Origin of the sequence: Coleofasciculus sp. D1-CHI-01, from assembly GCF_040218875.1 — a bacterium.
GTDB lineage: Bacteria > Cyanobacteriota > Cyanobacteriia > Cyanobacteriales > Coleofasciculaceae > Coleofasciculus.
This window is the reverse complement of sequence record NZ_JAVJQP010000080.1, coordinates 16919-40656: the sequence shown is the minus strand read 5'-3', so window position 1 is coordinate 40656 and position 23738 is coordinate 16919. Positions and strand designations below refer to the sequence as shown.

Annotated in this window: 16 protein-coding genes and 1 pseudogene; 11 read left to right on the top strand and 6 right to left on the bottom strand. The window is 44.9% G+C overall.

The annotated features are described in order from the left end of the window. Nucleotides 1-49 precede the first annotated feature (49 nt). Entirely contained in the window at nucleotides 50-697 is a 648-nt protein-coding gene (locus tag RIB93_RS14795; protein WP_446373509.1) for a DUF1294 domain-containing protein, read from the bottom strand. Nucleotides 698-888: 191 nt separating this feature from the next. On the opposite strand from RIB93_RS14795, the gene RIB93_RS14790 reads away from it, so the two are divergent. The 3 genes and pseudogenes from RIB93_RS14790 to RIB93_RS14780 all read left to right on the top strand — a co-directional run. Then, nucleotides 889-1236, top strand: coding sequence for a PadR family transcriptional regulator (locus RIB93_RS14790; RefSeq protein WP_446373508.1), 348 nt, complete (start codon nucleotides 889-891; stop codon nucleotides 1234-1236). A 1-nt stretch (nucleotide 1237) separates the two neighbouring features. Beyond that, the gene (locus tag RIB93_RS14785; RefSeq protein ID WP_446373507.1) at nucleotides 1238-1774 is read left to right on the top strand and encodes a hypothetical protein; all 537 of its coding nucleotides are present in this window, start codon (nucleotides 1238-1240) and stop codon (nucleotides 1772-1774) included. A 393-nt stretch (nucleotides 1775-2167) separates the two neighbouring features. Beyond that, nucleotides 2168-2257 (top strand): annotated as a pseudogene (locus RIB93_RS14780) (adenosine-specific kinase); the annotation flags it as partial. A gap of 57 nt (nucleotides 2258-2314) precedes the next feature. Here the strand turns inward: RIB93_RS14780 and RIB93_RS14775 are convergent. Next, nucleotides 2315-2530: a hypothetical protein gene (locus RIB93_RS14775; protein WP_446373506.1), complete on the bottom strand. Its 216-nt coding sequence runs from the start codon at nucleotides 2528-2530 to the stop codon at nucleotides 2315-2317. Nucleotides 2531-2829: 299 nt separating this feature from the next. Between RIB93_RS14775 and RIB93_RS14770 the strand changes: the two genes are divergently transcribed. Together RIB93_RS14770 and RIB93_RS14765 are read left to right on the top strand one after the other, a co-directional pair. Beyond that, nucleotides 2830-3537, top strand: a complete 708-nt coding sequence (locus RIB93_RS14770) for a helix-turn-helix domain-containing protein (protein ID WP_446373505.1) — start codon at nucleotides 2830-2832, stop codon at nucleotides 3535-3537. An 820-nt stretch (nucleotides 3538-4357) separates the two neighbouring features. Then, nucleotides 4358-7834, top strand: coding sequence for a plasmid replication protein, CyRepA1 family (locus tag RIB93_RS14765; RefSeq protein WP_446373535.1), 3477 nt, complete (start codon nucleotides 4358-4360; stop codon nucleotides 7832-7834). Nucleotides 7835-8089: 255 nt separating this feature from the next. Here RIB93_RS14765 and grxC read toward each other — a convergent pair whose 3' ends face one another. Then, nucleotides 8090-8407 carry a glutaredoxin 3 gene (gene grxC / locus RIB93_RS14760; protein WP_446351834.1) on the bottom strand — a complete coding sequence of 106 codons (318 nt, stop codon included), beginning with the start codon at nucleotides 8405-8407 and terminating at the stop codon, nucleotides 8090-8092. Nucleotides 8408-8801: 394 nt separating this feature from the next. On the opposite strand from grxC, the gene RIB93_RS14755 reads away from it, so the two are divergent. The 5 genes from RIB93_RS14755 to RIB93_RS14735 all read left to right on the top strand — a co-directional run bounded on the left by RIB93_RS14755 (nucleotide 8802) and on the right by RIB93_RS14735 (nucleotide 18961). Continuing rightward, on the top strand, nucleotides 8802-11255 hold the full coding sequence (locus tag RIB93_RS14755; protein WP_446373504.1) for a CHASE2 domain-containing protein: 2454 nt from the start codon (nucleotides 8802-8804) through the stop codon (nucleotides 11253-11255). Nucleotides 11256-11402: 147 nt separating this feature from the next. Next, nucleotides 11403-14759 (top strand): two-partner secretion domain-containing protein, encoded by a 3357-nt coding sequence (locus RIB93_RS14750; protein ID WP_446373503.1) that lies wholly within the window; start codon nucleotides 11403-11405, stop codon nucleotides 14757-14759. Nucleotides 14760-14910: 151 nt separating this feature from the next. After that, entirely contained in the window at nucleotides 14911-15735 is an 825-nt protein-coding gene (locus tag RIB93_RS14745; RefSeq protein WP_446373502.1) for a Uma2 family endonuclease, read from the top strand. A 10-nt stretch (nucleotides 15736-15745) separates the two neighbouring features. Continuing rightward, nucleotides 15746-18352: a CHAT domain-containing protein gene (locus tag RIB93_RS14740; protein ID WP_446373501.1), complete on the top strand. Its 2607-nt coding sequence runs from the start codon at nucleotides 15746-15748 to the stop codon at nucleotides 18350-18352. A 96-nt stretch (nucleotides 18353-18448) separates the two neighbouring features. After that, on the top strand, nucleotides 18449-18961 hold the full coding sequence (locus tag RIB93_RS14735) for a DUF928 domain-containing protein (RefSeq protein ID WP_446373500.1): 513 nt from the start codon (nucleotides 18449-18451) through the stop codon (nucleotides 18959-18961). Nucleotides 18962-19234: 273 nt separating this feature from the next. On the opposite strand, the gene RIB93_RS14730 is transcribed toward RIB93_RS14735, so the two are convergent. From RIB93_RS14730 to lepB, 3 genes are all read right to left on the bottom strand, one after another. After that, nucleotides 19235-19447 carry a hypothetical protein gene (locus RIB93_RS14730; RefSeq protein ID WP_446373499.1) on the bottom strand — a complete coding sequence of 71 codons (213 nt, stop codon included), beginning with the start codon at nucleotides 19445-19447 and terminating at the stop codon, nucleotides 19235-19237. Nucleotides 19448-19867: 420 nt separating this feature from the next. Beyond that, complete coding sequence (locus tag RIB93_RS14725; RefSeq protein ID WP_446373498.1) at nucleotides 19868-21163, bottom strand: AAA family ATPase; 1296 nt, start codon at nucleotides 21161-21163, stop codon at nucleotides 19868-19870. A gap of 368 nt (nucleotides 21164-21531) precedes the next feature. Continuing rightward, nucleotides 21532-22161 carry a signal peptidase I gene (gene lepB / locus RIB93_RS14720; protein ID WP_446373497.1) on the bottom strand — a complete coding sequence of 210 codons (630 nt, stop codon included), beginning with the start codon at nucleotides 22159-22161 and terminating at the stop codon, nucleotides 21532-21534. 208 nt (nucleotides 22162-22369) lie between these two features. On the opposite strand from lepB, the gene RIB93_RS14715 reads away from it, so the two are divergent. Next, complete coding sequence (locus RIB93_RS14715) at nucleotides 22370-23689, top strand: dihydroorotase (protein ID WP_446373496.1); 1320 nt, start codon at nucleotides 22370-22372, stop codon at nucleotides 23687-23689. Nucleotides 23690-23738: the final 49 nt, after the last annotated feature.

The window sequence follows — 23738 nt, the reverse complement described above, 5'->3', positions numbered from 1 at the left end:
CATCAAATCAGGATATTGAGTAATATCCAGTTGATCAATATTTTTCCACTCAATTGAATAAATGTTTGAACAGCCAAGCGCTCCAAAACATGATATGAAAAGCCACAATCGCCCAAAATGCGACTTGGTAAGAATTTTTGCTGCTTTTGTGGCGTAGGGTGCGTTGAGCAATGAATGCGCCTAACCATCCACCTGCTAGTTCGCACAAATGTAAGGTTTTCTCAGGTATCCTCGATTCTCCTGTTCTAGCACGGGACTTATCGTGAGCATAAAGGACAAAGGTTAACCCACTCATGATCAAATACAGCAGGAGAGGAATTAAATTTGATGTTATTGATGCCAAGTGAACCGATCCACCGATCGGAAATAGAGATAAAAACAAAACTTCCCAGACTAATGAAGACGATTTTGTTCTCTTTTTCGATCGCTTTCTTTTAACAGAGGTTTTGGATAAATGTTTAGGACTAGGCTGAGATGTCGTTCCTTCGATGACAGCATTGCTAGCACGACGTTTTCCTTTGTTGCCAACGGTTACTTGATAACGGATAATGTCACCGACTTGGGGACGGCGATTAGGATTCTTTAATCCAGTGATATGCAGAAAAACGTTTTGATCATCATGATCGGGTTTGATAAAGCCAAACCCTTCTTCGTCTTTCCAAACTGTTAATTGACCTTTATGCGTTTTGGGTTTCATTCATAAAACTCAATGCTAATTATAGAGGCGCTTCAGCGCCTACTACGAACGAACCGCGATCGCGTTTCTGTTGCTTATTCCATTTATTATAGAGGCGCTCAAGCGCCTACTACGAACGAATGGAGCGATCGCACCCCTATATTCAAAAATTGAATATAGAATGAAACTATGAATATAAAAGGGATAACCTGATGGGTACTCGCAACAAAGACGACACGCTGAATCTGACGCTGATCGAAGAATCGATCCTGAATGCGCTGATGTATCGAGAACGCTATGGATTGGAGATTATGAGTGCGATCGCGCAAGCTAGCAATGGTGAACGCACCATTGGCTTCAGTTCCCTTTACCCCACCTTGCGAAAACTGGAAAAACGAGGTTTCGTTACCTCTCGCTGGGGTGATGAGACACCGGAGGAAACCACAGGCGCACGCCGACGTTACTACAAAATCACAGGTTCTGGCTTGCAAGCCTTGGAGAAAAAGCAACAATTCCTCACCGCCTTACACCATTTGCAACCTGCACTGGGAGAACTCTAGTATGATGCACCGAAACCGTCACCGCCGCCGCACCGTTTCGCAGATAATACGTTTGATCCGGCGTGGTGGGCGAGCGATCGCTAAAGCGTTGATTTATCTGGCTGTTGAATTTACCGTTTACATTGCTATTGGTGGAGGAGCGATCGCGCTTTTCTGGCTAGGATTACCCAGCTATGTCGCATTAGGATTAAGTATCGGGTTAGTGATCCTCAGCTTCACCGTGAGTTTTCTGGCTTACCGACAACATCGCCGGATCACTAGGCGATCGGTCAAAACCGATGCTTCTCCTATGATTAAAGGGGATGTACAATTGGCTGACTGGATTGCTCAAACCCTTGCCAAAAAAGCACCTCAAGAGTGGGAGGAATACCAAGATTGGCTACATGATATTTTACTGGATCGTCGCCAATGTCTAGATCAGGGTGATCCTTATTGGCGGGTAACGGCTTTAACCTACTGGCGATTAACTGGACTCTGCATTACCGTCAGTTTGATCAAGCTGAGACGACTTGCGATCGCGGCGAGACGAATGCGTTAAGAATTTTCCATGATTGCGATCGTTATGGATGAATGATCCAAAACACCTGTTCCGTTTAGGGGCGACCCGCTTGGACTAATTCAAAACTCCATTCCACTCAATTGGATCGGGTCGCCCTCTACTCAATGAATGTCGAGATCGGTTCGTCCTGATTCGTCAAGGACAAAGGACAAAGGACAAAAAAAAAGAGAGTCACCTAAGCAACTCTCTAGATTATCAGGGTGCATCTACTAAGCATAATTATAGCCATTGGGGGTGAGGGGTGTCACCCCCTATTTGCAAAAAAGATGTTGAGTTTTGTAAAGAAGTGGCAGCATAACCCGTGATCCGTGACCCCTGACCGATGAAAATAAAAGCTGTAGTGTAGGGTAGGTAGCGCAAGAGGAGACAGCCATGGAACTGAAGTCAGTTCCCGTAGAGCTTCCGGAAGGGTGTAATATTATTATCGGTCATAGCCACTTCATTAAGACAGTGGAGGACTTACCGATTCAGAGGAACTCAAAATTGCCTCATCCGTTAAGAGAAATTTTGCCACTAAGCTTAACTCACCCAAGACATAGGATTATCCTCTCCCGTTGAGGACGGGGTAAACAGCATCAACTGGGACAGTGCTGGCTGGGATAAATCTGTGAGTTGTCGTCCAAAAATAAACTCGCTGTAATCAGCTAGATTATCAAGTCCTAGAAGATTGAGCAATATCTCTGCTGCTAACCATACCGTTGTTTTTGCCAGCAATGCTTTCCAGTTTACCGTCATGGATGTGTCCCCCTTGGAATAAAAAAGTGGCAGGTGGTGAACGCCAACGATTTATTGCATCACTAGGATAGGCGGAGACTTGGAGGAACAAACACCGTGATTTTATCCAACTTAAGGGGTTAGTTGAATCAGTATCCGTAGATCTACTTATAAAACAGGTTTCACTATTTATCTCTATTTGTTAGCAAGAGTTTGTATGTACGGCAGGTACAATCACCGACTCATCTCTGTTATACTTGCTCGGCTACCCCAGACTCTCTAGACTTGATTCAACGCCTTACTCATGATCAGTCATACTCATGTCCACATCTAGCCATAAGAATCAGTCTGCCCCGAATTACACCCAACAGTTACAATACCTTATGCAGCAGGTGGATGTGTCCAGTTTTCGCCAACTGAGTCGTGTCAGTGGTGTGTCTGAACGACAACTGAAACGTCTGCGACAAGGACAGGTATTGCAAATGCGGGTAGAGACGCTGCTGAAATTATCGCAGGTATTGCAAATATCGGTCGATCAATTGCTAACCTTATTTTCACCCGAATCAATCTCCCCGATGACGCCGCCGCGCGATCGCACTTCACCAAGTTCTGAGATTCCCACACCAGAAAGCCTCGACAACCTCAAGCAGGAATACCACCGACTACAACAGCAATTCGCCGCACAACGCGAAACCCTGCTACAGGAATTTCAGCAATCGAGTGTGCAGGTATTAGAATCATGGTTATTACAGTGGCCCACAGCTGCTTATGCCGTAACTCAGAATGACCAGTTACCCGCTATCCGATTATTGCCCCTAATCAAGCCAGTGGAACAGCTTCTGCAACAATGGGGCATAGACGCGATCGCCTCAGTTGGTGATGAATTGGCTTATGATCCCCAATGGCACCAATTAATGTCGGGAACCGTTCAACCCGGAGAGCTGGTGCGAGTTCGTTACGTTGGCTATCGGCAAGGTGATAAATTATTGTATCGGGCTAAAGTGAGTCCGGTGAATAATGAGGGATAAAATATTTTTTTTCGCCATTTAAATGCCGAAAAGTTTATGGATAATGATTATATGATTCGAGTTATTGAGTCTTATTTCATTGACTCTACCTTAAATTTAATGGCACTGGAAAGCGTGCAGTTTTGGCTCGCCGAAACTCTTGATATAGTGTAGGGTGGGCATTGCCCACCAACTCGACGGGAACTGCCTCGACATTCAGAACGGGTCAGAAAATTGTGCGGGGAAGGTCGAGGCTCTTTATTACTACTTGTCGTTGTTTGATTCAAGGTTAAATCTCCTGCACGTTTAAAAATTATCGATTTTTGATTTGGTAAAAGCACCCGTTTACAATTAGCACAAACAATTGCTTGGTTAGTTGATAAATTATTAAATGCAAGTATAGAATGACTAGCTGCGGCAAAGGTTAAAGTTCCTAAAATGCTAGTGCTAGCTAGACGAAGTAAGCATTTAGTCATTTATCGACCTATGGTTAGGTTGCTGATTTTTATTGTCGCATTCTTATTTAAACTAAAATTCGGTTTTATTGAGGAGTTTAAAAGGCACAATTCTTGCCAACTTCCGGTAGATCTCCGACTTCTTCGTTGAAACCCTGATTCTCACCAATGAACTAGATTTAGAAGTCGGGGATCTGGTTTCTGCCCATTGCCCATTGCCCAGCTCGTAGCGCTATACTCCCCGCACCCCTGCACCGCCACTTTTTTACATGACGCTGCAAGCATTGGTCAACAAGCCCTATAATTAGTGTTCCTTTCCTAAGCTATTCAGTTTGACTACTAGATGTAGTGTAGTTTTGCCTATGAACCCCTTAATCTCTAATCCCGTGAATTATCTGCAAGAATGGAACAATAGCTGTATCGATGACCAACTCACGCGCCTAAACGTTATCCCTTTAACTGGCACTTGCCCATCGAACTATTTATTCTACGCGGATACATTACCACGACGGAATGATGGTCGGGTCAGTCACCGCATCCTCAAGCGCTACGAACATACGGAACAAGGAGGATGGTGGTGTTCCGGAATTGACGTACTCACGGGTAATGATGACCTTTGGGGTTGTTTCAAGCCTAGTTCTCCTCGGCGCAGTACTCAGACGGGAAAACCGATTAAATACGAACATCCGCCCCTAGCCCCCACAGGTGTTTTTGCTCTGCGTGTCCCCCTACATCTGTGGCAGGATATTGCTAATCGCTATAACATTACGCTTCCATTTGATTTGTCTGGGGGTGGGTTTAATCACGTCATCGACAATCGTGAAAACCTCGCCGACACATCGGTCAGGGCGGGTTTTGGAGAAACGTTATCATCAATCACCCCAGGCGAGTCCCTAAACCCGCCCCTACAAACCATGCCCTCGCTAGTCGCCAAGGGTGAACATTCGGTCAGGGCGGGTTTTGGAGAAACGTTATCATCAATCGCCCAAGGTGAGTCCCTAAACCCGCCCCTACAAACCATGCCCTCGCTAGTCGCCAAGGGTGAACATTCGGTCAGGGCGGGTTTTGTACAAACGTTACCATCAATCGCCCCAGGTGAGTCCCTAAACCCGCCCCTACAAACCATGCCCTCGCTAGTCGCCAAGGGTGAACATTCGGTCAGGGCGGGTTTTGGAGAAACGTTATCATCAATCGCCCCAGGCGAGTCCCTAAACCCGCCCCTACAAACTCAAAATGTCTCCGGCGAATTTTGGCAGTGGTTGATTGCCCATCCCGAAATTCCGTTGTGTATTACTGAGGGCGCAAAGAAAGCGGGGGCTTTACTCACCGCCTGCTATGCGGCAATTGCCCTCCCTGGTGTATTCGGAGGCTATCGTGTCCCTAGAGATGAACAAGGAAATCGGATCGGCAAGTCTCGCCTCATCCCCCAGTTACTCAAATTAGCAACGCCGGGGAGAACGATTTATATTGCTTTCGACCAAGACACTAAACCCAGTACCATCAAAGCTGTTAATGCCGCTATTCGTCAGTTGGGATATTTATTAACCCAAAAGGGATGTTCTGTCAAGATAATCAGTTGGCATCCAAACCAAGGGAAAGGGGTTGATGATTTAATTGCCAACCATACTCAGACAGCATTTGACGAAGCCTATCAAACGGCTGTCCCCTTAGATACCTGGAAAGCCCAATCCTTAACCGGGCTGACGTATCCGCCCACGATACAGATAAATCGTCGCTATTTAGGGGAATTATCGATTCCTGAGGATGCCAAATTGATTGGAATTAAATCCCCCAAAGGGACAGGGAAAACTCAGTGGTTAGAAACAATTGTCAAAGAGGCGATTAAGCGCCAGAAATGGGTTTTGGTGATTGGTCATCGGGTGCGACTCGTGGAGGCGTTATGTCAGCGCTTTGGCTTGAACTATGTCACTCAGATACAGGATACAGAAACGGGTGCTAGGTTAGGCTATGGTCTCTGCGTTGACTCTCTCCATCCTACGTCTCAGGCTGGCTTTGAGGCGGTGAACTGGTCAGATGGGGTGGTAATTATTGATGAAGTGGAACAGGTTCTTTGGCATGGGTTGGATTCGGAGACTTGCAGTAGTAACCGAGTGGCGATTCTGAAATCTCTGAAGACATTGATGCAAAATGTTTTGGGAGATGAGGGACAAGTTTATGTGGCGGATGCGGATTTGAGTGATGTTTCTATCGATTACTTGATTTCTTTATCGGGGGTTCCCCAACATCCTTATATTATTCACAACGCTTGGAAACCCAGCGAGGCTGAATCCTGGCGGGTAAACTATTATCCAGAACGTAAGCCAGAACGCTTGATTCAGGATTTGGAACGACACATTGCAGCCGGTGGGAAACCCTTTGTCTGCCTTTCCGCCCAGAAACGGGGGAGTCAGTGGGGAACCTGTACGTTGGAAGCCTATCTGCGTTCTCGATTTCCTGAGGCGAAGATTCTCCGCATTGATTCGGAATCTCTGACTGAACCGACTCATCCGGCGTATGGCTCTATGCGTGATTTGGATGGGGTGTTGAGTCAGTATGATATTGTTCTGGCAAGTCCGGTGATTGAAACGGGCGTCAGTATTGAGTTGCAGGGACATTTTACCTCGGTTTGGGGGATTGCGATTGGGGTGCAAAGTGAGAACTCGGTGCGTCAAGCGTTGGGGCGAGTGCGGGAAAATCTGCCTCGGTTCCTGTGGGTGGCGTCTTGTGGGTTTAATCGGGTGGGCAATGGTTCTACGTCGATTCCAGCTTTGCTGACATCGGGACGACGTTTGACTCAGCTTAATATTCGATTATTACAACAATCCGATTTTGATGCCCTGGATGATATTGAGACGGGTTTTCAAGCCGAATCGCTATTGTGTTGGGCAAGAATGGCGGTGAGACATAATGCGTCGATGTTTCAGTATCGGGAATCGGTACTGGCGGCGCTGCGCGGGGAAGGGCATCAGGTGGTTGAGGCTTCGGAAGAGGAGATGGGAGGAGGGGATAGTGTGTCCTCTATTTCCCAGACACCGGGAAAGATTGAACCCGATTCGCTGACGGCTGCGATCGCGGCAGTAAAAGACCAAAACTATCAAGCCGAATGTTTAGCGATCGCGCGGGCTAAAAATCTCAGTGATCATCAATATAATACTGGGCAAAAACGATTAGTGAAAACCCTTGCCCAACGACGGGCGATTCGTAAGTATGAGTTAAAGCAGCGTTATCGAATTCCAGTTACCGCCCAACTGGTAGCTAAGGATGATCAGGGTTGGTATCAAAAACTATTACTCCATTACTTTCTCACCCTAGGGCGAGATCATTTAGCGCAACGGGATGCAGTGATGGCACGTAAATTGATTGAGTTAGGCGGTGGAAGTATTTTCTTACCTGATTTTAATCGTTCCCAATTGGGGGCGGCGGTAGGGACAATGGAACTTTTGGGGGTTCCAGTTTTGCTGAGTGATCGGGGGCGTGAGTTAAGAGGAACGGATGAGGATTTGCAGGCGATGGCGCGATTGGCATTATCGAATCGGGCGTCGATTAAAACTACTTTGGGAATTGGATTGGCGCGAAATGCCACACCGATTCGGATTGTCCGGCGTTTGTTGGATAAAATTGGCTATGGACTTCAATGTATTGGTCGTGAAAGTAAACGTTTAAATCGCGTGCGTGTCTATCAGGTGGTTCATCCCTCGGATGGGCGGTTTGAGGTATTTCAGCAGTGGTTGGCGCATAGTTGTGAGGTGTTAGAGAAGTCTCATCAACGACTTGATGCTTGTTCAAAAGAGGCAAAAAATAAAGCTGATGTTGATGCCGGGGTTGACTATGTGCAGCTTTGTCTTAATTTGTCGGATTGTTGATTTTTATTTGTTTATGTCATTTGTTTATGTCATTTGTTTATGTCATTTGTTTATGTCATTCTGAATGAAGCGACAGCGGAATGAAGAATCTCATGAGTGCAGCAAGGGAGAAAGAATTGACCAGCTAAAATCTTCCTTGCTTGCAGGTAGTCAGGGCGGGTTTAGTCACATCCGGGTGAGTCAGAAATGATAGTAGTGAAACCCGCCCCTACACATTCAAAATAGAGACGTATTAAGCTATGTCTCTACACGGTTTCACGCTTGAGCCGGCTGATATAATAAAGGGTCTAACTTTCCCTGACTATCTAAACTGTAGAGATCATCACAGCCACCAATATGCTGGTTGTTAATAAAAATCTGGGGAACGGTTCGCCGTCCATTTGCCCGTTCTGCCATTTTCATTCTGGCACTTCCATCGCCGTCGATTTTATATTCGGTGAAGTTAACGCCTTTCCACCACAGTAATATCTTTGCACGAATACAAAAGGGGCAAGTTTGCCAGGTGTAAATTTCCACGTTAGCGTTGATGCGTTCGGGATGACGTCCGAGGAGGGAGTTGATCAAGTTGAACATTTTATCACTATTTTCAAGGGTTATATTTTCTATTCTAAGATATTAAGCTGTGTTAAGCCAATCCTTGTCCTCTATCATTTTTTACCGCTAGTGCTAGCGTAATTTAAACTTATCAACGAATAATATTACATTAATTTATAGAACAAATCAAGATTATTTTTACTGGGTTACGCACTAGGGAATACAGCAGTTCGTTTCATCGATTAAATGACCGCCTAACCCACCCTACAGAGAATTAATGGCTTTGCACTCAATGGTCTCTCAGTCTATATTAAGTTATCTAGTTTACCGGAATTTTTACCAAAGAGCTTGATAGTAAGGGTAGCATGTACCCTCCAATTGCTAGGTTGGGGCTAGCTATTGGAGATGGAGGAATTCAGAAGGGAGATATCTGATGGGTTCAAAGCTGAAAACCTGGATTAAGCAGTGGCAAGGAGTCTTATTAATCGCGCCGAGTGTGACGCTGATTATTCTTGCCCTGAATGCAGCGGGTTTATTTCAGCTATTGGAATGGGCAACGCTGGATCAATATTTTCGGCTGCGCCCTCAAGAATCTCCAGATTCTCGTATTCTCCTTGTTTCAATTGATGAAACTGATATTAATCAGGTGGGACAGTGGCCCATTCCGGATGGGGTTTTGGCTGACTTAATTACTACGATGAAAGCGGCTGAACCACGAGTGATTGGTTTAAATCTGTATCGAGATTTACCTGTAGAACCGGGACATCAGCAATGGGTGGAGGTGATGCAGTCTACGCCGAATTTAATTGGGGTAGAAAAACGAGTGGGCGATCGCGTGGCTTCTCCACCCACTCTGGACGCTTTAAACCGAGTTGCTTTGGCGGATCTGATGGTGGATGCGGATGGCAAGATTCGCCGAGGGTTATTGTCGATTAAACAGGAAAATGATGAGTTGCAATTAAGTTTAGCCGCCCGTTTAGCGTTACAGTATTTAAAGTCTGAGGGGATTACCTTAGAGGAGATTAATGCTAATCAGCAGCGTTATCGGTTGGGGAAAACTATCTTTACGCCTTTCCAGACGGATGATGGGGGGTACGTGGATGTAGATGCGGGAGGGTATCAGATTCTCTTAAATTTTCGCGGTGTTTCAGACAGCTTTGATACCGTTTCTTTAAGGGATGTATTAGCCGATCGCGTTTCCTCAGAAAAAATTCGCGATCGCATCATCTTAATTGGATCTAAAGCCCAAAGTACCAACGATTTATTTTTTACGCCTTATGATAGCACAATATTTGCCCCTCCCCGTCGCGCCGCTGCTGTTGTTATTCACGCGAATTTAACCAGTCAAATTATCAGTAGTGCCATTGATGGACGCCCCTTGATTAAAGTCTTACCCAATCCAGTCGAAGGGGTACTGGTTTTGTGTTGGTCGTTTCTGGGTGCAGCCGGAAGTTTAGTTTGGCTAAAGAATAAATGGTTGAATCCCAAAACCTTACTTCAATTACTTGCCCTAGGCATTTATATTGTATTAGCAAGTGGTTGTAGTTTAATTGGCACGTATCTCTTATTTTTGGCAGGGTGGTGGTTACCTGTGATTCCCTCATTACTCGCCTTGACGGGTTCAGCCGTTATCACTGCCGATTATCAGAGTCGGCGGTTACAGCAGGAAGCGCAACAGAAATATCGCCGTATCTTTGAAAATGCATTAGAAGGTATTTTTCAGACCACTCTTGATGGACGCTATCGCAGTGCAAATCCGGCGTTGGCAAAGATTTATGGGTATAAGTCTCCAGAGGAGTTAATTACCAGTATTACTAATATAAAAACTCAGCTTTATGTTGACCCGAAGCGGCGAGATTACTTTATTCAACTGATGGAACAACAAGGAGAAGTTGTCAGCTTTGAGTCGCGAGTTTATCGACGGGATGGCAGCATTATTTGGATTTGTGAACATGCGCGATCGGTTTGTGATGATCAAGGAAATGTTCTTTACTATCAGGGATTTATTGAAGATATTAGCGAACGGAAACAGGCGCAAGTCGAGCGAGAAGCGTTTACCAGAGAACTTTTCCAGTTGAATCAATCCTTCTCCCAGTTTGTCCCGCGACAATTCTTACAGTTACTAAAAAAGGACAGTATTTGTGATGTTAAGTTAGGCGATCAATCTCAGCAAAATATGTCAGTCCTATTTGCAGATATTCGTAACTTTACGAGTCTATCGGAAGCGATGAAACCGCAAGAAACCTTTAACTTTATAAATCGTTATCTTTCCTATATGGAACCTGCCATTATCCAGAATCAAGGCTTCATCGATAAATACATTGGTGATGCGATTATGGCGTTATTTAGTGGCAGTGCCGATGATGCTGTAAACGCGGCAATTGCTATGTTGCAACAATTAAAATGCTATAATCAAGAGCGGCAAAAAGCTGGAGAATCTCCGATCGAAATCGGAATTGGTATTAATACTGGTTTGATGATGTTAGGAACAGTGGGCGGTAAAACCCATATTAATAGTACGGTGCTTAGTGATGCTGTGAATTTAGCCTCTCGCTTGGAACATTTGACCAAAGAGTATGGGGTATCGCTGCTGATTTCACATTACACCTTTGACCATTTGCGTGACCCTTCTAACTATTCGTTTCGTCTCATTGGTCGGGTCAAGGTTAAAGGTAAATCCCAAACCGTGTCGGTGTTTGATGTGTTTGATGCTGATCCGCCTCCCGTTCGTCAGCGGAAGCTAAAAACAAAGACAATGTTTGAACAAGCGTTATGCCTTTATTCGCAACGAGAGTTTAGTAAAGCGGCTAAATTATTTCAACAGTGTCTAGAGTTTGTGCCTGAGGATAAAACCGCTAAAATTTATCGGCAACGCTGTCAGAAGTAGAGATGTAATATGGTACATTGACACACAGTTAACATGCCGTTTTTAATTACATAAAAATTTTAATCTTCCCTCAAAAGAGTACGGGTATGGTTACGACGGGACTGTATAGAGAAAAAGAACCGAATCATTGGGTTTAACCTCTTGCCAATGAATTTTACCAATTTTGTTGTCTCAAACCCAGTTCCACTGATGAATCCAGCCAATCTTATAGCAATCGCCATAGCGGTTAGGACGCATCATTTTGTAGAGACGTTGCATGCAACGTCTCTACAACTCAAACGCCTAAACAGTCGGAAAGCATTAAAATGGTTCTGCTGTTTTGGACTTGTATCCAGTCAGATTTTTTATGCGGCAAAGATTAATGCCCAACTGATTCCTGATGATACGTTAGGTGCAGAAAATTCAATCGTTGTTCCCCAAGAGGCGCGGGATTTGATTCAAGGCGGGGCAAGACGGGGGAGTAATCTGTTCCACAGTTTCCAGGAGTTCAATGTTGATTCCGGACAGCAGGTTTACTTTGCCAATCCTGCGGAGGTTGACCATATTCTCACTCGTGTCACGGGAACGAATCTATCCAATATTTTTGGCACTCTCGGTGTAGAAGGGGCGGCAAACTTATACTTAATTAATCCTAATGGAATTATTTTTGGTAAAGACGCTAGGTTAGATGTAACAGGTTCATTTGTGGCGAGTACGGCGGATGGCATTCGCCTGGGTAAACAGGGATTATTTCTGGCGACAGAACCGGAAGAAAGTACCCTCCTATCGATTCAGCCAGGAGTATTCTTTTTTAATTATCTGACAGATGAATCGGCAACGATTACCAATGCGGGAAATTTATCGGTGGGAGGGAATCTTACTCTAGCGGCTAATACTCTTAATTTACAAGGTCAGCTTATTGCTGGAGATAATCTTACTCTGCACGCTAATCATACTGTAAACATCCGAGACAGTCGGGTAAATCCGTTCATCGCTAAGGCTGGCGGAACTATGCAGGTACAAGGCGATCGCACAATTGATATTTTTGCCCTGAATCATCCGGATAGTGGCGTTTTTGCCAATGGGGATATTTTATTCCATTCGGCTAATCCTGTGCAAGGGGATGCCCATTTCTGGAGTGGTGGCGAGTTTCGCATCGAACAGCTTGATGGGAATTTAGGAACTCTCAGCAGTCCCAATGATCCGGTGATTCGCAGTCGTGGGGATGTTTTGATCGGGGCTTATCAAGGCGCTTCGCTGCATATTTTTGCGGGCGGAAGTGTGACGATTCCCGGTGGTGTTTTGATCAATAATGTCGATGCTGAAAATGGCATTGTTGAAACTGTTACTCTATCTGATGGCACCTCCATATTAATTGATGGGAAAACTCAACCCACCCTGGATATCCGGGCTGGAACAACTGCTTTTGGGATTCCAGTTATCAAGGGGATTCCATCGGATGGAATTATTGTTCCGCCGTTTCCCAATCCTCTAGAAAGTTCCACCAGTGCTAATATTAGCATAGGCGATATTCTTAACTCAGAAGGAACTATATTTTTAACCAATCAGTACCAGCCCAATCCATCCTTAGCTGGGGGAATAACGGTTGGTTCAATCAATACTCAAGGAATGATGGTAGGGGGTACGATTATTATCGACTCTAAAGGATTGATCGATACCACCGCTGGTACAATTGATACCAGTTCTTTGGGGAAAGCAGGTGATATCTTACTCCAAGCCGTTGGTGATATTGGAGTGAGTGATATTAATGCCAATGGACAAATCGGTGGTCATATTGCCCTGAACAGTGGTGCAACCCTAACTATCGATAATTCAATTATTACTAGCGTCACCAGTTTAGGCAAAGGCGGTGATATTGAACTCTCAGCCCCGTCTCTGGTGTTGAGGGATGGGTCGAAAATTTTCAGCGTTACGGTTGGTTCTGGACAAGGGGGTAATATTCAGGTTAGCGCTGATTCAATTCGTGCTGATGATAACTCTGACATTAATACGATTTCAGCTAGTATAAATGATAGCAATAATATCAGTAACATTATCGAAATTATTGGCTCATCGACGGGTGATATTGCGGATCTAATTTCATTTTTACCCGCTAATAATACATTGGGTAGCATTTCAGGGTCAGGAGGTAATATTCAGGTTAGCGCAGAATCTATTACCTTGGATGGTGAATCGAATATTGCAACCGCTACCTTTGCGAATGGTGGACAGGCGGGAAATGTGAGAATTAATGCGACATCAGTTAACCTGTTGAATGATGGTACCGTAGGTTCCCTAACCTATGGGTCTGGTGATGCTGGAAATTTAACCCTCAATAGCCGTCAATTACTGATCCGAAATACGAAAACCCAGTCAGAGGTAGGAACGGGCATTTCTACAGCCGCTCGCACCAATAGCAGTGGTGATGCTGGGGATTTAACCATTAACGCCGAATCCATAGAAATTATTGGCAATCAACCCGGTGTAGCTGACCCTCCAAGAGACTTTAATACTCTCTTAGATTTAGCGGAATTACGAACAGGTTTGACCTCTGGAACTCAAGGGAGTGGAGATGCCGGAAATGTCACGATTAATAGCGATCGCCTGGTAATGCGAGATGGTGCTGGAATTGCGACGTCAGCTGACTTTACGAGTACAGGAACCGCCGGAAACTTGAGAGTAAATGCGACTCAGATAGAATTGCAAGGGAAGGGGGGTATAACAACATTGACCCTAGGATCGGGTGATACCCAAGGCGGCAATTTGTCCATCAACGCTGAGCGCGTGACGCTTTTGGACGGAGCCGGAATTGGTACGGGAACGCTATCCGGAAATGGTGGTAATATTATCCTCACCGCAACGGATTTATTACTGATGCAAAATAACAGTTTAATCACGACCACGGCAGGACAAGCTGGAGCGGGTGGAGATGGTGGCGATATCCATATTGATGCTGAGTTTATCGTGGCTATTCTGGATAAAAATAGTGATATTACTGCCAATGCGTTTGAGGGAAATGGGGGGAATATTGACATAACCACTCAAGGTATTTTTGGCTTGCAGGTGAGTGATACGCTTACCCAAAACAGTGATATTACGGCGAGTTCTCAATTAGGAATTGATGGTACGATTACGATTAATACTCCCAATGTTGATCCGTCTCGCGGCTTAACTGAATTACCCTTTAATTTTACTGATCCGTCCAATCAAATTATTGCGGGTTGTCCGGCGGATACCGGGAATCGGTTTACCGCTATCGGGCGCGGTGGTATTCCCGATAATCCCCGTGACTATTTGCCGGGAAATGCGGTTTGGCAGGATCGGCGAAATGTTGCAGTGTTTCCTGATAATCAACCTGCTGTAAACCTGCCATCTGAGACATCTGAAAAGCAGATAATTGAAGCCCAAGGTTGGATTGTGGATGAAGAGGGTACGGTGATTCTGACGGCTGAATCGAGTGGAGGAAACAGGGGGGATTTTGGGAGAGTATCGTCTTCGTGTGGAGGGAGAAATGACTTAGATTAAATTTAATGGGTGAAATTGCAATTAGATTTTTTTGACGCAGAGGAACGCAGAGGTTTCCACAGAGGGCGCAGAGGTGATTGAAGGATGGGGGCAATAATTTTATAGAATGGGGGAAATAACTGGAGATGATCGGACAAAGGACGAATGACAAATGACAATAGGAACTCGTACTGATTTACCCCCAGCATTCCCTGATCATACTCAACTTCCTGAATCAGATGGTACGTTTGTGAAAAATTTCCAGGAGCATCCTCAAAGCATTATTTTAACCGATTCTATTGGCTCAGTTTTACGGCAACTTCATCCTGATGGTCAATATGCTATTGGACAAGATTGTGGTATCTACTGGCGTGAAACTGACCCCCCAGAAAAAGGTGCTGAAGCACCGGATTGGTTCTATGTTGGCAATGTGCCGCCACTTCTGAACGGAGAAATTCGCCGTTCTTATGTCCTCTGGCGAGAATTCATGGCACCAACGATTGCGATTGAGTTGGCTAGTGGAGATGGAGAAGAGGAACGAGATGCTACACCTTTATCAGTTTCGGCTGAGGGGAAAACGACGAAACCGGGTAAATTTTGGGTTTATGGACATATTATTCGCATTCCTTACTATGCCATTTACGAAATTAAAAATGGCAAATTAGAAGTGTATCATCTGCAAGATTTTTCCTATCAACGGATAGAACCCAATGAACGGGGTTACTATCCTATTCCACCGCTAGGCGTCGAACTGGGACTTTGGCAGGGAACGTATCAAAATCAAACCCAACTCTGGCTACGCTGGTGGGATAGTGAAGGCAATCTTTTACTAATTGGCGAAGAACGGGCGGAGTTAGAACAGCAACGAGCTGAAAATGAACGACAACGAGCGGAAACCGAACGGCAACGAGCGGAACAAGCCGAACAAAAAGCGGCAAGATTAGCTGCACGATTACGGGAAATGGGCATCGATCCTGATGCCGACGACTTAGCGTAAATGAGGGGTTATGAAACGGTTAAAAAGAAGTAGTAAAAGGCAACTATTTTTCTGGGGATTAGTCCTAGTCACTTGCTTCGTGGTGGTGACGGTTCGTCCTGTCGCGGCACAGTCTTCTTCTAACCGTTTTTTGACCTCTCTCCCTACCCCTCTCCTTGTAGGAGAGGGGAGACAGATAGATAATTCTAACCTTGTCAGTCAGGGTAAACTCAATGAGGAAACTGGACATTTAGCTGATACAATAAAGACTTGGCAAGAGGCGGTCAAGAATTATGAAAAAACGGGCGATCGCGTCAATCAGGCGTTAGCTTTACATTACTTATCCTTAGCCTATCAAGACGTGGGACAATGGCAACAAGCAGAAGCGGCAATTACTCAAAGTCTTGACTTACTCCAACCCCAAGCCAATCCCGCGATTCTAGCCCCCATTTTAACTACTAAAGGGAGTTTACAACTGGCGATGGGACAACCGCAGGCGGCGCTAGACACTTGGAAACAGGCGGAAACGGTTTACGCCCAAGCCGATGATCAGATGGGGGTATTGGGGAGCAAAATTAATCAGGCTCAAGCATGGCAAAGTTTGGGAATGGTTCAGCGATCGCGGCAACTTCTGGAATCGGTACAGCCACAGCTAACCACCCAACCGGATTCTATCATGAAAGCGACTGGATTACGCAGTTTGGGTAGGGTCTGGGAAGCTATCGGTGATTTGCCAGCCGCCCAGAGTATCTTACAGGAAAGTTTAGCTGTAGCACAACGCCTTAATTCTGTCCCCGATATTAGTGGGGCTTTGTTGAGTTTAGGTAATATTAGCCGCAATTTGGCAGAAATGCCAACGGCATTAGCCTACTATCAACAAGCCGCCGAAATCGCCACGACTCCTCTGTCTCAAGTCCAAGCAAAACTCAACCAACTTAAGCTACTGATTCATTTAGAACAGTTTGCCGACGCCCAAGAATTAGTTCCCCAAATTCAACGCAATTTGTCCCAGTTATCTCAGAGTCGAGAGGCGATTTATGCCCAGGTTAACTACGCTGAACGTTTAATCGAACTCGTGGAAACCTCTGGCTTACGTTCTCAAAACATTGCCAATTATCAAACCATTGCCCAACAGTTAGCCGATACCCGGAAAGCGGCAAAAAGTTTAAACGATAAACGGGCAGAATCGCTGAGTTTAGGCATCCTCGGAAAAGTATACAACAAAACCCAACAATGGTCTCAAGCTCAAGATTTAACCGAAAAAGCCCTAGTTTTATCTGAGAGTATCAACGCGGCTGACTTATCCTATCAATGGGACTGGCAACTCGCCCAAATCCTCACTAAGATGGGCGATAAATCCAGTGCGATCGCGGCAAATAAACAGGCGTTTGATACGGTACAATCCTTACGCGGGGATCTGGTGGCAATGAATGCTGATGTGCGGTTCTCGTTTCAAGAGAAAATTGAACCCATTTATCGTCACTTCGTCAGTCTTTTATTAGACTCTCCTTCGCCAGAACATCTACAACAAGCCCGAAATGTAATTGAATCCCTGCAATTAGCCGAACTAGAAAACTTTTTCCGCACCGCCTGTTTAGAGACGCAACCGGAACAACTTGATACCGTCATCGAAAAAGGTGAAGCGGGGGCGGCGGTAATTTACCCGATTATCTTACCCAACCGTTTAGCCGTGATTCTTTCCTTACCCGGACAACCGCTGAGTCATTATGATATCAAATTATCCTCCACAGAAATTGAATCCACAATCAGCCGTTTACGCCAAACCATGAATCCGGCGTTATCGAATAAAGAACGGCTCAAGCTTTCTCAAACCGTTTATGATTGGTTGATTCGCCCGATTGACAATCAATTAACCAGTAATCAGATTAAAACCTTAGTCTTTGTTCTGGATGGAGTTTTGCGTAATATACCCATGACAGCCCTCTATGATGGCAACCAGTATTTGATTGAAAAATACAGTGTCGCGTTAACACCAGGATTGCAGTTACTTGAACCGCGATCGCTCAAACAAGTTCCCCTATTTTCGTTAACAGCAGGATTAACGGAAGCCCGTCAAGGGTTTCTTCCCTTACCGGCTGTTAAACAAGAAGTTAAAGAAATTAGTAATCATTTACCTTCAGAAATTCTATTGAATGAAACCTTTACTCATGCCAAAATAGAAAAGGAACTCAAAAACCACTCCATTAACATTCTCCATCTTGCCACTCATGGTCAGTTTAGTTCGCAACCCAAAGACACCTTTATTCTTACCTGGGATAAACGCCTCAATGCCAATACTTTATCTCAATTGCTTAAAACGAGAGAAGAAAGCAATTCTGAACCGATTGAACTATTAGTTCTCAGTGCTTGTCAAACGGCGACTGGAGACAAACGAGCCGCGTTAGGATTAGCCGGATTAGCCGTGCGTTCTGGCGCTCGCAGTACAATTGCTACACTTTGGTCGGTGAATGACCAATCCACTGCCAATACCATGATTGAATTTTATCGGAATTTGCGCCAAGGTGATGGCAACCGCGCGGAAGCCCTGCGTCAAGCTCAGTTATCATTATTAAAGCAAGAAGCCTATCAGCATCCCTATTACTGGGCACCTTTTGTTTTAGTGGGGAATTGGCTGTAATTATTGATCAGAAAAAGCAGGGTTCAAAGCTCTATATATTTTGGGGTCAGAGGTTGCTCAATTCGACAAAACATAAATCCGAGGAGGATTGAAATCATGAACGTAGTTAAATCTTTATCCCTATTCGGCATAGCGTTATCCTTGGACGTGTTAGTCGGTTCGGATTTAATGGCACAATCTAACTCAATTAATACCCAGTTGTGGGTAACATTTGATCCGCCCAAAGAAGGAACTCCATACGATACAACAGGTGGCGCATCTCGGGGAACCTGTCCGGGGGATGAACTGATGAACAATGAAAGCTTATCCTCGTTAATGCCCACCCATAGCGAAACGGATGTCGAACGTCCCAGTTTTGCTGTTTATCTTCCCAAAACAGGAGCTAAACAAGTATTTTTCAGCTTAAAAGATGCTGATGAAGACTATTTTTATCAGACACAACTGCCACTACCGACAACTCCGGGTACGTATCGTTTAAAATTACCAGCCGACGCTCCGGCAATAGATTCTAATATAGAATATCAGTGGTCTATAGGGTTGATATGTGGGCAAGCCGTCGATCCTAATGATTCTAGAGTCGGTGGGATGATTCTGTATAGGAGTCCCTAGTGCAAGAAGGCAGAAATAACGCCAACAGCTAACATCTCCCCCCGCGATTGCCTTACCAATAAGGCGGAGGATTGGTTGTAGGTTGAGTTGACGCCTGTTCCCCAACCAAACTCATTATCCCAGATCCCCGACTTCTTCAAGAAGTCGGGGATCTGGCTTGGACTTGGTAGTAGTATGAGTAAGGTGATTAGATCACGGTAAAATAAGCCTGGGTTAAACTATCAGCATTCACCTGATTGAGAATAGCTAACACCGTATCATCTGCCGATTTAATTAAGGTATTCCTAGGTCGATGCTATCAGGAATAATCACACCGTTCTCGTCAAAGTCAACCACCAAGCGACCCACGTATTTATAGTTCCCATTGGTGTTAACCACAGCAACGGGATTACCGTCAGATTCGGATTCACTACCCGGTGATTGAGGCGACGTAGGGGCGCATAGACGTGCGCCCTTTTCCCGGCGTGCGCTATGAATTCCCCTCATAAATATAGGAAATTTCTCCATTCTTTATAAAGAGTTTAGCATTATATTTTTGTTTAAACTTTTTCTTTAGATTCTGTATTTCCGTTGAGTTAATGGGACATCTTGTGCTTGAAATAAAGCAGAGTTTAATGAGAGATTTACAATTACAGGACAACAACTCAATCCCTCGTTCAATTTGCTCCACTGCATGCTGAACATTAGAACCTTTTAACTCAATATAAACCTCTTGTTCATTGGGCAATATGAGCAAATAGTCGCATCTAATACCTTCTTTAATCACACAATCATCTACCTGAACAACTTTTATCGTAGCCCGATTGGGATTATGCAGTCGAAATTTACTTCGTTTATTTCGACTCCCAGGATCAGTCACAACAATATTGGTATCACTCTTGATTGTTTCACATCCGGCAAAATTTCTCATGGATTGATATCGAGAAGTTGATCAAACTGAATGGCTAGTTCATTCGATACGTCATCAATAATATTCGTATCTATTAATCCTGTTTCAAGATCGAGAATGGAATGGCAATCACCATCGGCTAAAGAATATACAGCCAGATCATTAGGTTCAAGGAATCTTGATGTCGGAACATAACGAGCTATTTCTTTTTTCTTTTCTTCAGTAGCATTAGCCGCCAAGAATCCGGCTTGAAGCAGATTATTGAAAGCCGTTAATATATAAGGACTATGAGTTGTAATGAAAAACTGCAAGTTATCTTTGCTAGAGTTATAGACTGTAGAAATTAGCTCCACCATATCTCTCTGAGCGGCTGGAAAAATATGTGCCTCTGGCTCCTCAATATAGATTGATTGACCCCCTATTTTGGTGGGTTTAGACAATGCAATTGATCTAAGAATAAGAGCCAATGGTAATACTTCTTGCTGTCCCGAAGAAGAATTTAAAACACTAATCTTTCTACCTGCATCCATCTCCAGATAATCTTCCCCGTCTTCTTGAAAATACTTGCCGCAAAGAATTTTTGTGCTAAGTTTATCTATCTCCTCGTTTAATTGTTTGTTATTGACTCTTCCTCTCAACCTTTCAAGTCTAATCGGATTTTTCACGCTTTCATAGTAATTCCCGAACTCAACCAGAAACGGATCGACAGCTTTGTTCTCAGATAAAAAAGTGAATATACTACTTTTGAGATTGGCAAAAAAGGATCGTCCTGCTGGAATATATAATTGTGAAAACGTGACAACTTGAGGAACTTTTTTAGCTACATCCCGTAAAAAAGATCGCTCTATATCATAGATAATATTGAAACGAGAGAGAACACTAACTGGCATGTCTTGTTCAGCGGCTTTCTCATTTTGCTTCTGGATAATAGTTTTCAAAGAAACAAATTCATCTTTGAAAAATGCTGAATAGTTAAGCACCACTTCCGGTGAGCTTTTCTTGGCTTTTCGCTTTCGGGAAATCTCAATAAAATCTTCACCGACATAATAACAAATTCTAAAATTTGTGTTTCCCCAGGATGATGACGGGAAATATTCATAAAATCGGCTTTTGAAATCTTGATCAAGCTCTTCATTGGTTTTTGATCGTTCTGCTGCATTAATGATTTCAGATATAAAGCTCTTGAAGTAGAATAGTAACTTGGCGACGACACTCTTCCCGCTGGCTTGGGGACCGATCAAAATATTAATGGGTTTGACATCTAGAGTAATATCTTTAATTCCCACAAAATCTTTAATTTCAATTCTTTCCATAATTCAATATCAGTAATATACTCTCAGCTGCCGACGTTCGTAGTAAGGGCTTTAGCCTTCACTTTATCCCAGCGTCAACCCAACCGACAATCTCGCTTGAAGTAAGGCTTGAGCCGTATGAGTGCGAAAGTCTCATGTAAGGTTCTCAGTTCTCAGGGGAGAGGGGCGACCCTCAAACCTTACCCGACCATTACGCCCAGAAAACATAAGAAATTAGGGCTAAGGCTCCCTACTACGAACCCAAGCTAATCTACCAAATTAGGTGTGCCGAGCCACTACAAAAGTGACATGCGTATCAGGTCATACAGAAAAGGGGAGAAATTTCTCCCCTGCTCCTCGGCTCTCCTGCAAGCTTCACCGAAAACGTTTTAGTTTACTGGCTGTTGCATCTGGGTTGGAGGAGATGCTTCTGGAGCCACAGATTCGATCACATCGACTTCACCTACCCGATTGAGGGGCCAAAAGCGGACGATCGCTCGTCCAATAATCTTGTCACGCGGGACAAAACCCCAATAGTGAGAATCGTAGCTATTATTGCGATTATCTCCCAAAACCAAATAATTGTCCTCAGGCACAGTCACCGGTCCGTAGCTGTATTCAGGTGCTTCTTCGATATATTGTTCCCGCAAGGCTTGATCATTGACATAGACTCGTCCTCCCTTCACCTCGACGGTTTCGCCAGGAAGACCAATCACTCGCTTGATAAAGGCGTCTTTGAAATTTTGCTGCTTGAGCGCATCTGTGGGAGAAAAGACCACAATATCTCCGCGCTGGGGTTGACGGAAGTTATAGCTGATCTTATCAATAATCAGGCGATCGTTAATCTGAAGGGTGGGTTCCATAGAACCCGAAGGGATATACCGCGCTTCTGCGACAAAGCTGCGAATCCCGATCGCGAGAAAAACACTCAAGCCAATGGTCTTGAATCCCTCTACCCAGGGATTTTCTGGCTTTTGTACCGATTGTTTTTCAGGGTCTCGATTTTGGGCACGAGTCATAGCCGTTGAATCACCTTAAGCAATCACGAGTTGGACGATGGAGAAAAATCAGGGGAGGAAAATCAGGGGAGGAAAATCAGCCGATTAGTCGGCTCATCTCTTCCAATGTAACCGAAGCGGTTGTAACCGACGGGGTTCCTCTAGTAACTGGACAAAATTCGCTCTAAAGTAGGAATACTGAAGCTATTGGGAATTTTAGCATTTTCTTATGTCCTCTGACTCAAGCTTACTCATCCGCCATGCTCGTATTCTCATGCCCACAGGGGACATTTTGCTGGGAGATGTCCTCACTCGTGGTCAAGAAATTGTCCAGATTGCCCCAGACATATCAGCTTCGGCAGATAGGGAAATCGACGCGACAGGGTTAACATTGTTGCCGGGAGTCATCGATCCACAAGTTCATTTTCGCGAACCGGGCTTAGAACATAAGGAAGACTTATTTACCGCCAGTTGTGCTTGTGCCAAGGGAGGCGTTACCTCATTTCTGGAAATGCCCAACACTCGACCCCTAACCACGACTCAAGCCGCCTTAGACGATAAGCTGAAACGGGCATCCGAGAAGTGCTTAGTTAACTACGGCTTTTTTATTGGCGCAACACCCGCAAATTTGCCCGATCTGCGTGAGGCACAGCCGACTTGTGGGATTAAGATATTTATGGGTTCGATGCGTGGGGACTTATTGGTGGATAGCGAGGAGGTCATTGAACCTATTTTCGCTGAGGGAAGCCGACTAATTGCGGTTCATGCTGAAGATCAAGAGCGAATCCGGGAACGGCGGGAAAAATTTGCTGGAATCAATGATCCGGCGATTCACTCCCAGATTCAGGATAATCAAGCCGCCCTAAATGCGACTCAACTGGCGCTGAAACTCTCGAAAAAATATCAGCGACGGCTACATATTCTGCATCTGTCTACCGGGGAGGAAGCCGAGTTACTCCGTCGGGATAAACCCAGTTGGGTAACGGCTGAAGTCACCCCCCAACACTTGCTCCTCAATACCAGCGCCTACGAGAAAATCGGCACATTGGCGCAAATGAACCCCCCCTTGCGATCGCCCCAGGATAATGCCACCCTTTGGCAAGCGCTATTAGATGGCGTCATTGACTTTATTGCCACGGATCACGCCCCTCATACCCTAGAGGAAAAAGCCCAAACCTATCCCAATAGTCCATCAGGAATGCCGGGAGTGGAGACATCCTTAGCCTTAATGCTCACCCAAGCCATACAAGGACGCTGTACCCTTGCCCAAGTCTCCAACTGGATGTCTACGGCTGCTGCTAAAGCCTATCGCATTCCCAACAAAGGCGCGATCGCTCCCGGTTATGATGCGGATTTGGTCTTAGTAGACTTAGAAAATTACCGTCCGGTGCGGCGAGAGGAACTGTTAACTAAATGTGGTTGGAGTCCCTTTGAAGGCTGGAACTTAACCGGATGGTCGGTGATGACTATTGTGGGGGGTAAAGTGGCTTATGAACGGGGCAAACTGCACACAGATGTACGCGGTCAAGCCTTGAGGTTTGATGGGTAAAGTCACCCTTCCCTCTGCCTTTTGCAATATCTTAACCCCACCCTATAAC

What these genes read in the sequence shown, in the direction of transcription:
- RIB93_RS14795 (WP_446373509.1), bottom strand. Translation starts at nt 697, where the DNA reads ATGAAACCCAAAACGCATAAAGGTCAATTAACAGTTTGGAAAGACGAA.
- RIB93_RS14790 (WP_446373508.1), top strand. Translation starts at nt 889, where the DNA reads ATGGGTACTCGCAACAAAGACGACACGCTGAATCTGACGCTGATCGAA.
- RIB93_RS14785 (WP_446373507.1), top strand. Translation starts at nt 1,238, where the DNA reads ATGATGCACCGAAACCGTCACCGCCGCCGCACCGTTTCGCAGATAATA.
- RIB93_RS14775 (WP_446373506.1), bottom strand. Translation starts at nt 2,530, where the DNA reads ATGACGGTAAACTGGAAAGCATTGCTGGCAAAAACAACGGTATGGTTA.
- RIB93_RS14770 (WP_446373505.1), top strand. Translation starts at nt 2,830, where the DNA reads ATGTCCACATCTAGCCATAAGAATCAGTCTGCCCCGAATTACACCCAA.
- grxC (WP_446351834.1), bottom strand. Translation starts at nt 8,407, where the DNA reads ATGTTCAACTTGATCAACTCCCTCCTCGGACGTCATCCCGAACGCATC.
- RIB93_RS14755 (WP_446373504.1), top strand. Translation starts at nt 8,802, where the DNA reads ATGGGTTCAAAGCTGAAAACCTGGATTAAGCAGTGGCAAGGAGTCTTA.
- RIB93_RS14750 (WP_446373503.1), top strand. Translation starts at nt 11,403, where the DNA reads ATGAATTTTACCAATTTTGTTGTCTCAAACCCAGTTCCACTGATGAAT.
- RIB93_RS14745 (WP_446373502.1), top strand. Translation starts at nt 14,911, where the DNA reads ATGACAATAGGAACTCGTACTGATTTACCCCCAGCATTCCCTGATCAT.
- RIB93_RS14740 (WP_446373501.1), top strand. Translation starts at nt 15,746, where the DNA reads ATGAAACGGTTAAAAAGAAGTAGTAAAAGGCAACTATTTTTCTGGGGA.
- RIB93_RS14735 (WP_446373500.1), top strand. Translation starts at nt 18,449, where the DNA reads ATGAACGTAGTTAAATCTTTATCCCTATTCGGCATAGCGTTATCCTTG.
- RIB93_RS14730 (WP_446373499.1), bottom strand. Translation starts at nt 19,447, where the DNA reads ATGAGGGGAATTCATAGCGCACGCCGGGAAAAGGGCGCACGTCTATGC.
- RIB93_RS14725 (WP_446373498.1), bottom strand. Translation starts at nt 21,163, where the DNA reads ATGGAAAGAATTGAAATTAAAGATTTTGTGGGAATTAAAGATATTACT.
- lepB (WP_446373497.1), bottom strand. Translation starts at nt 22,161, where the DNA reads ATGACTCGTGCCCAAAATCGAGACCCTGAAAAACAATCGGTACAAAAG.
- RIB93_RS14715 (WP_446373496.1), top strand. Translation starts at nt 22,370, where the DNA reads ATGTCCTCTGACTCAAGCTTACTCATCCGCCATGCTCGTATTCTCATG.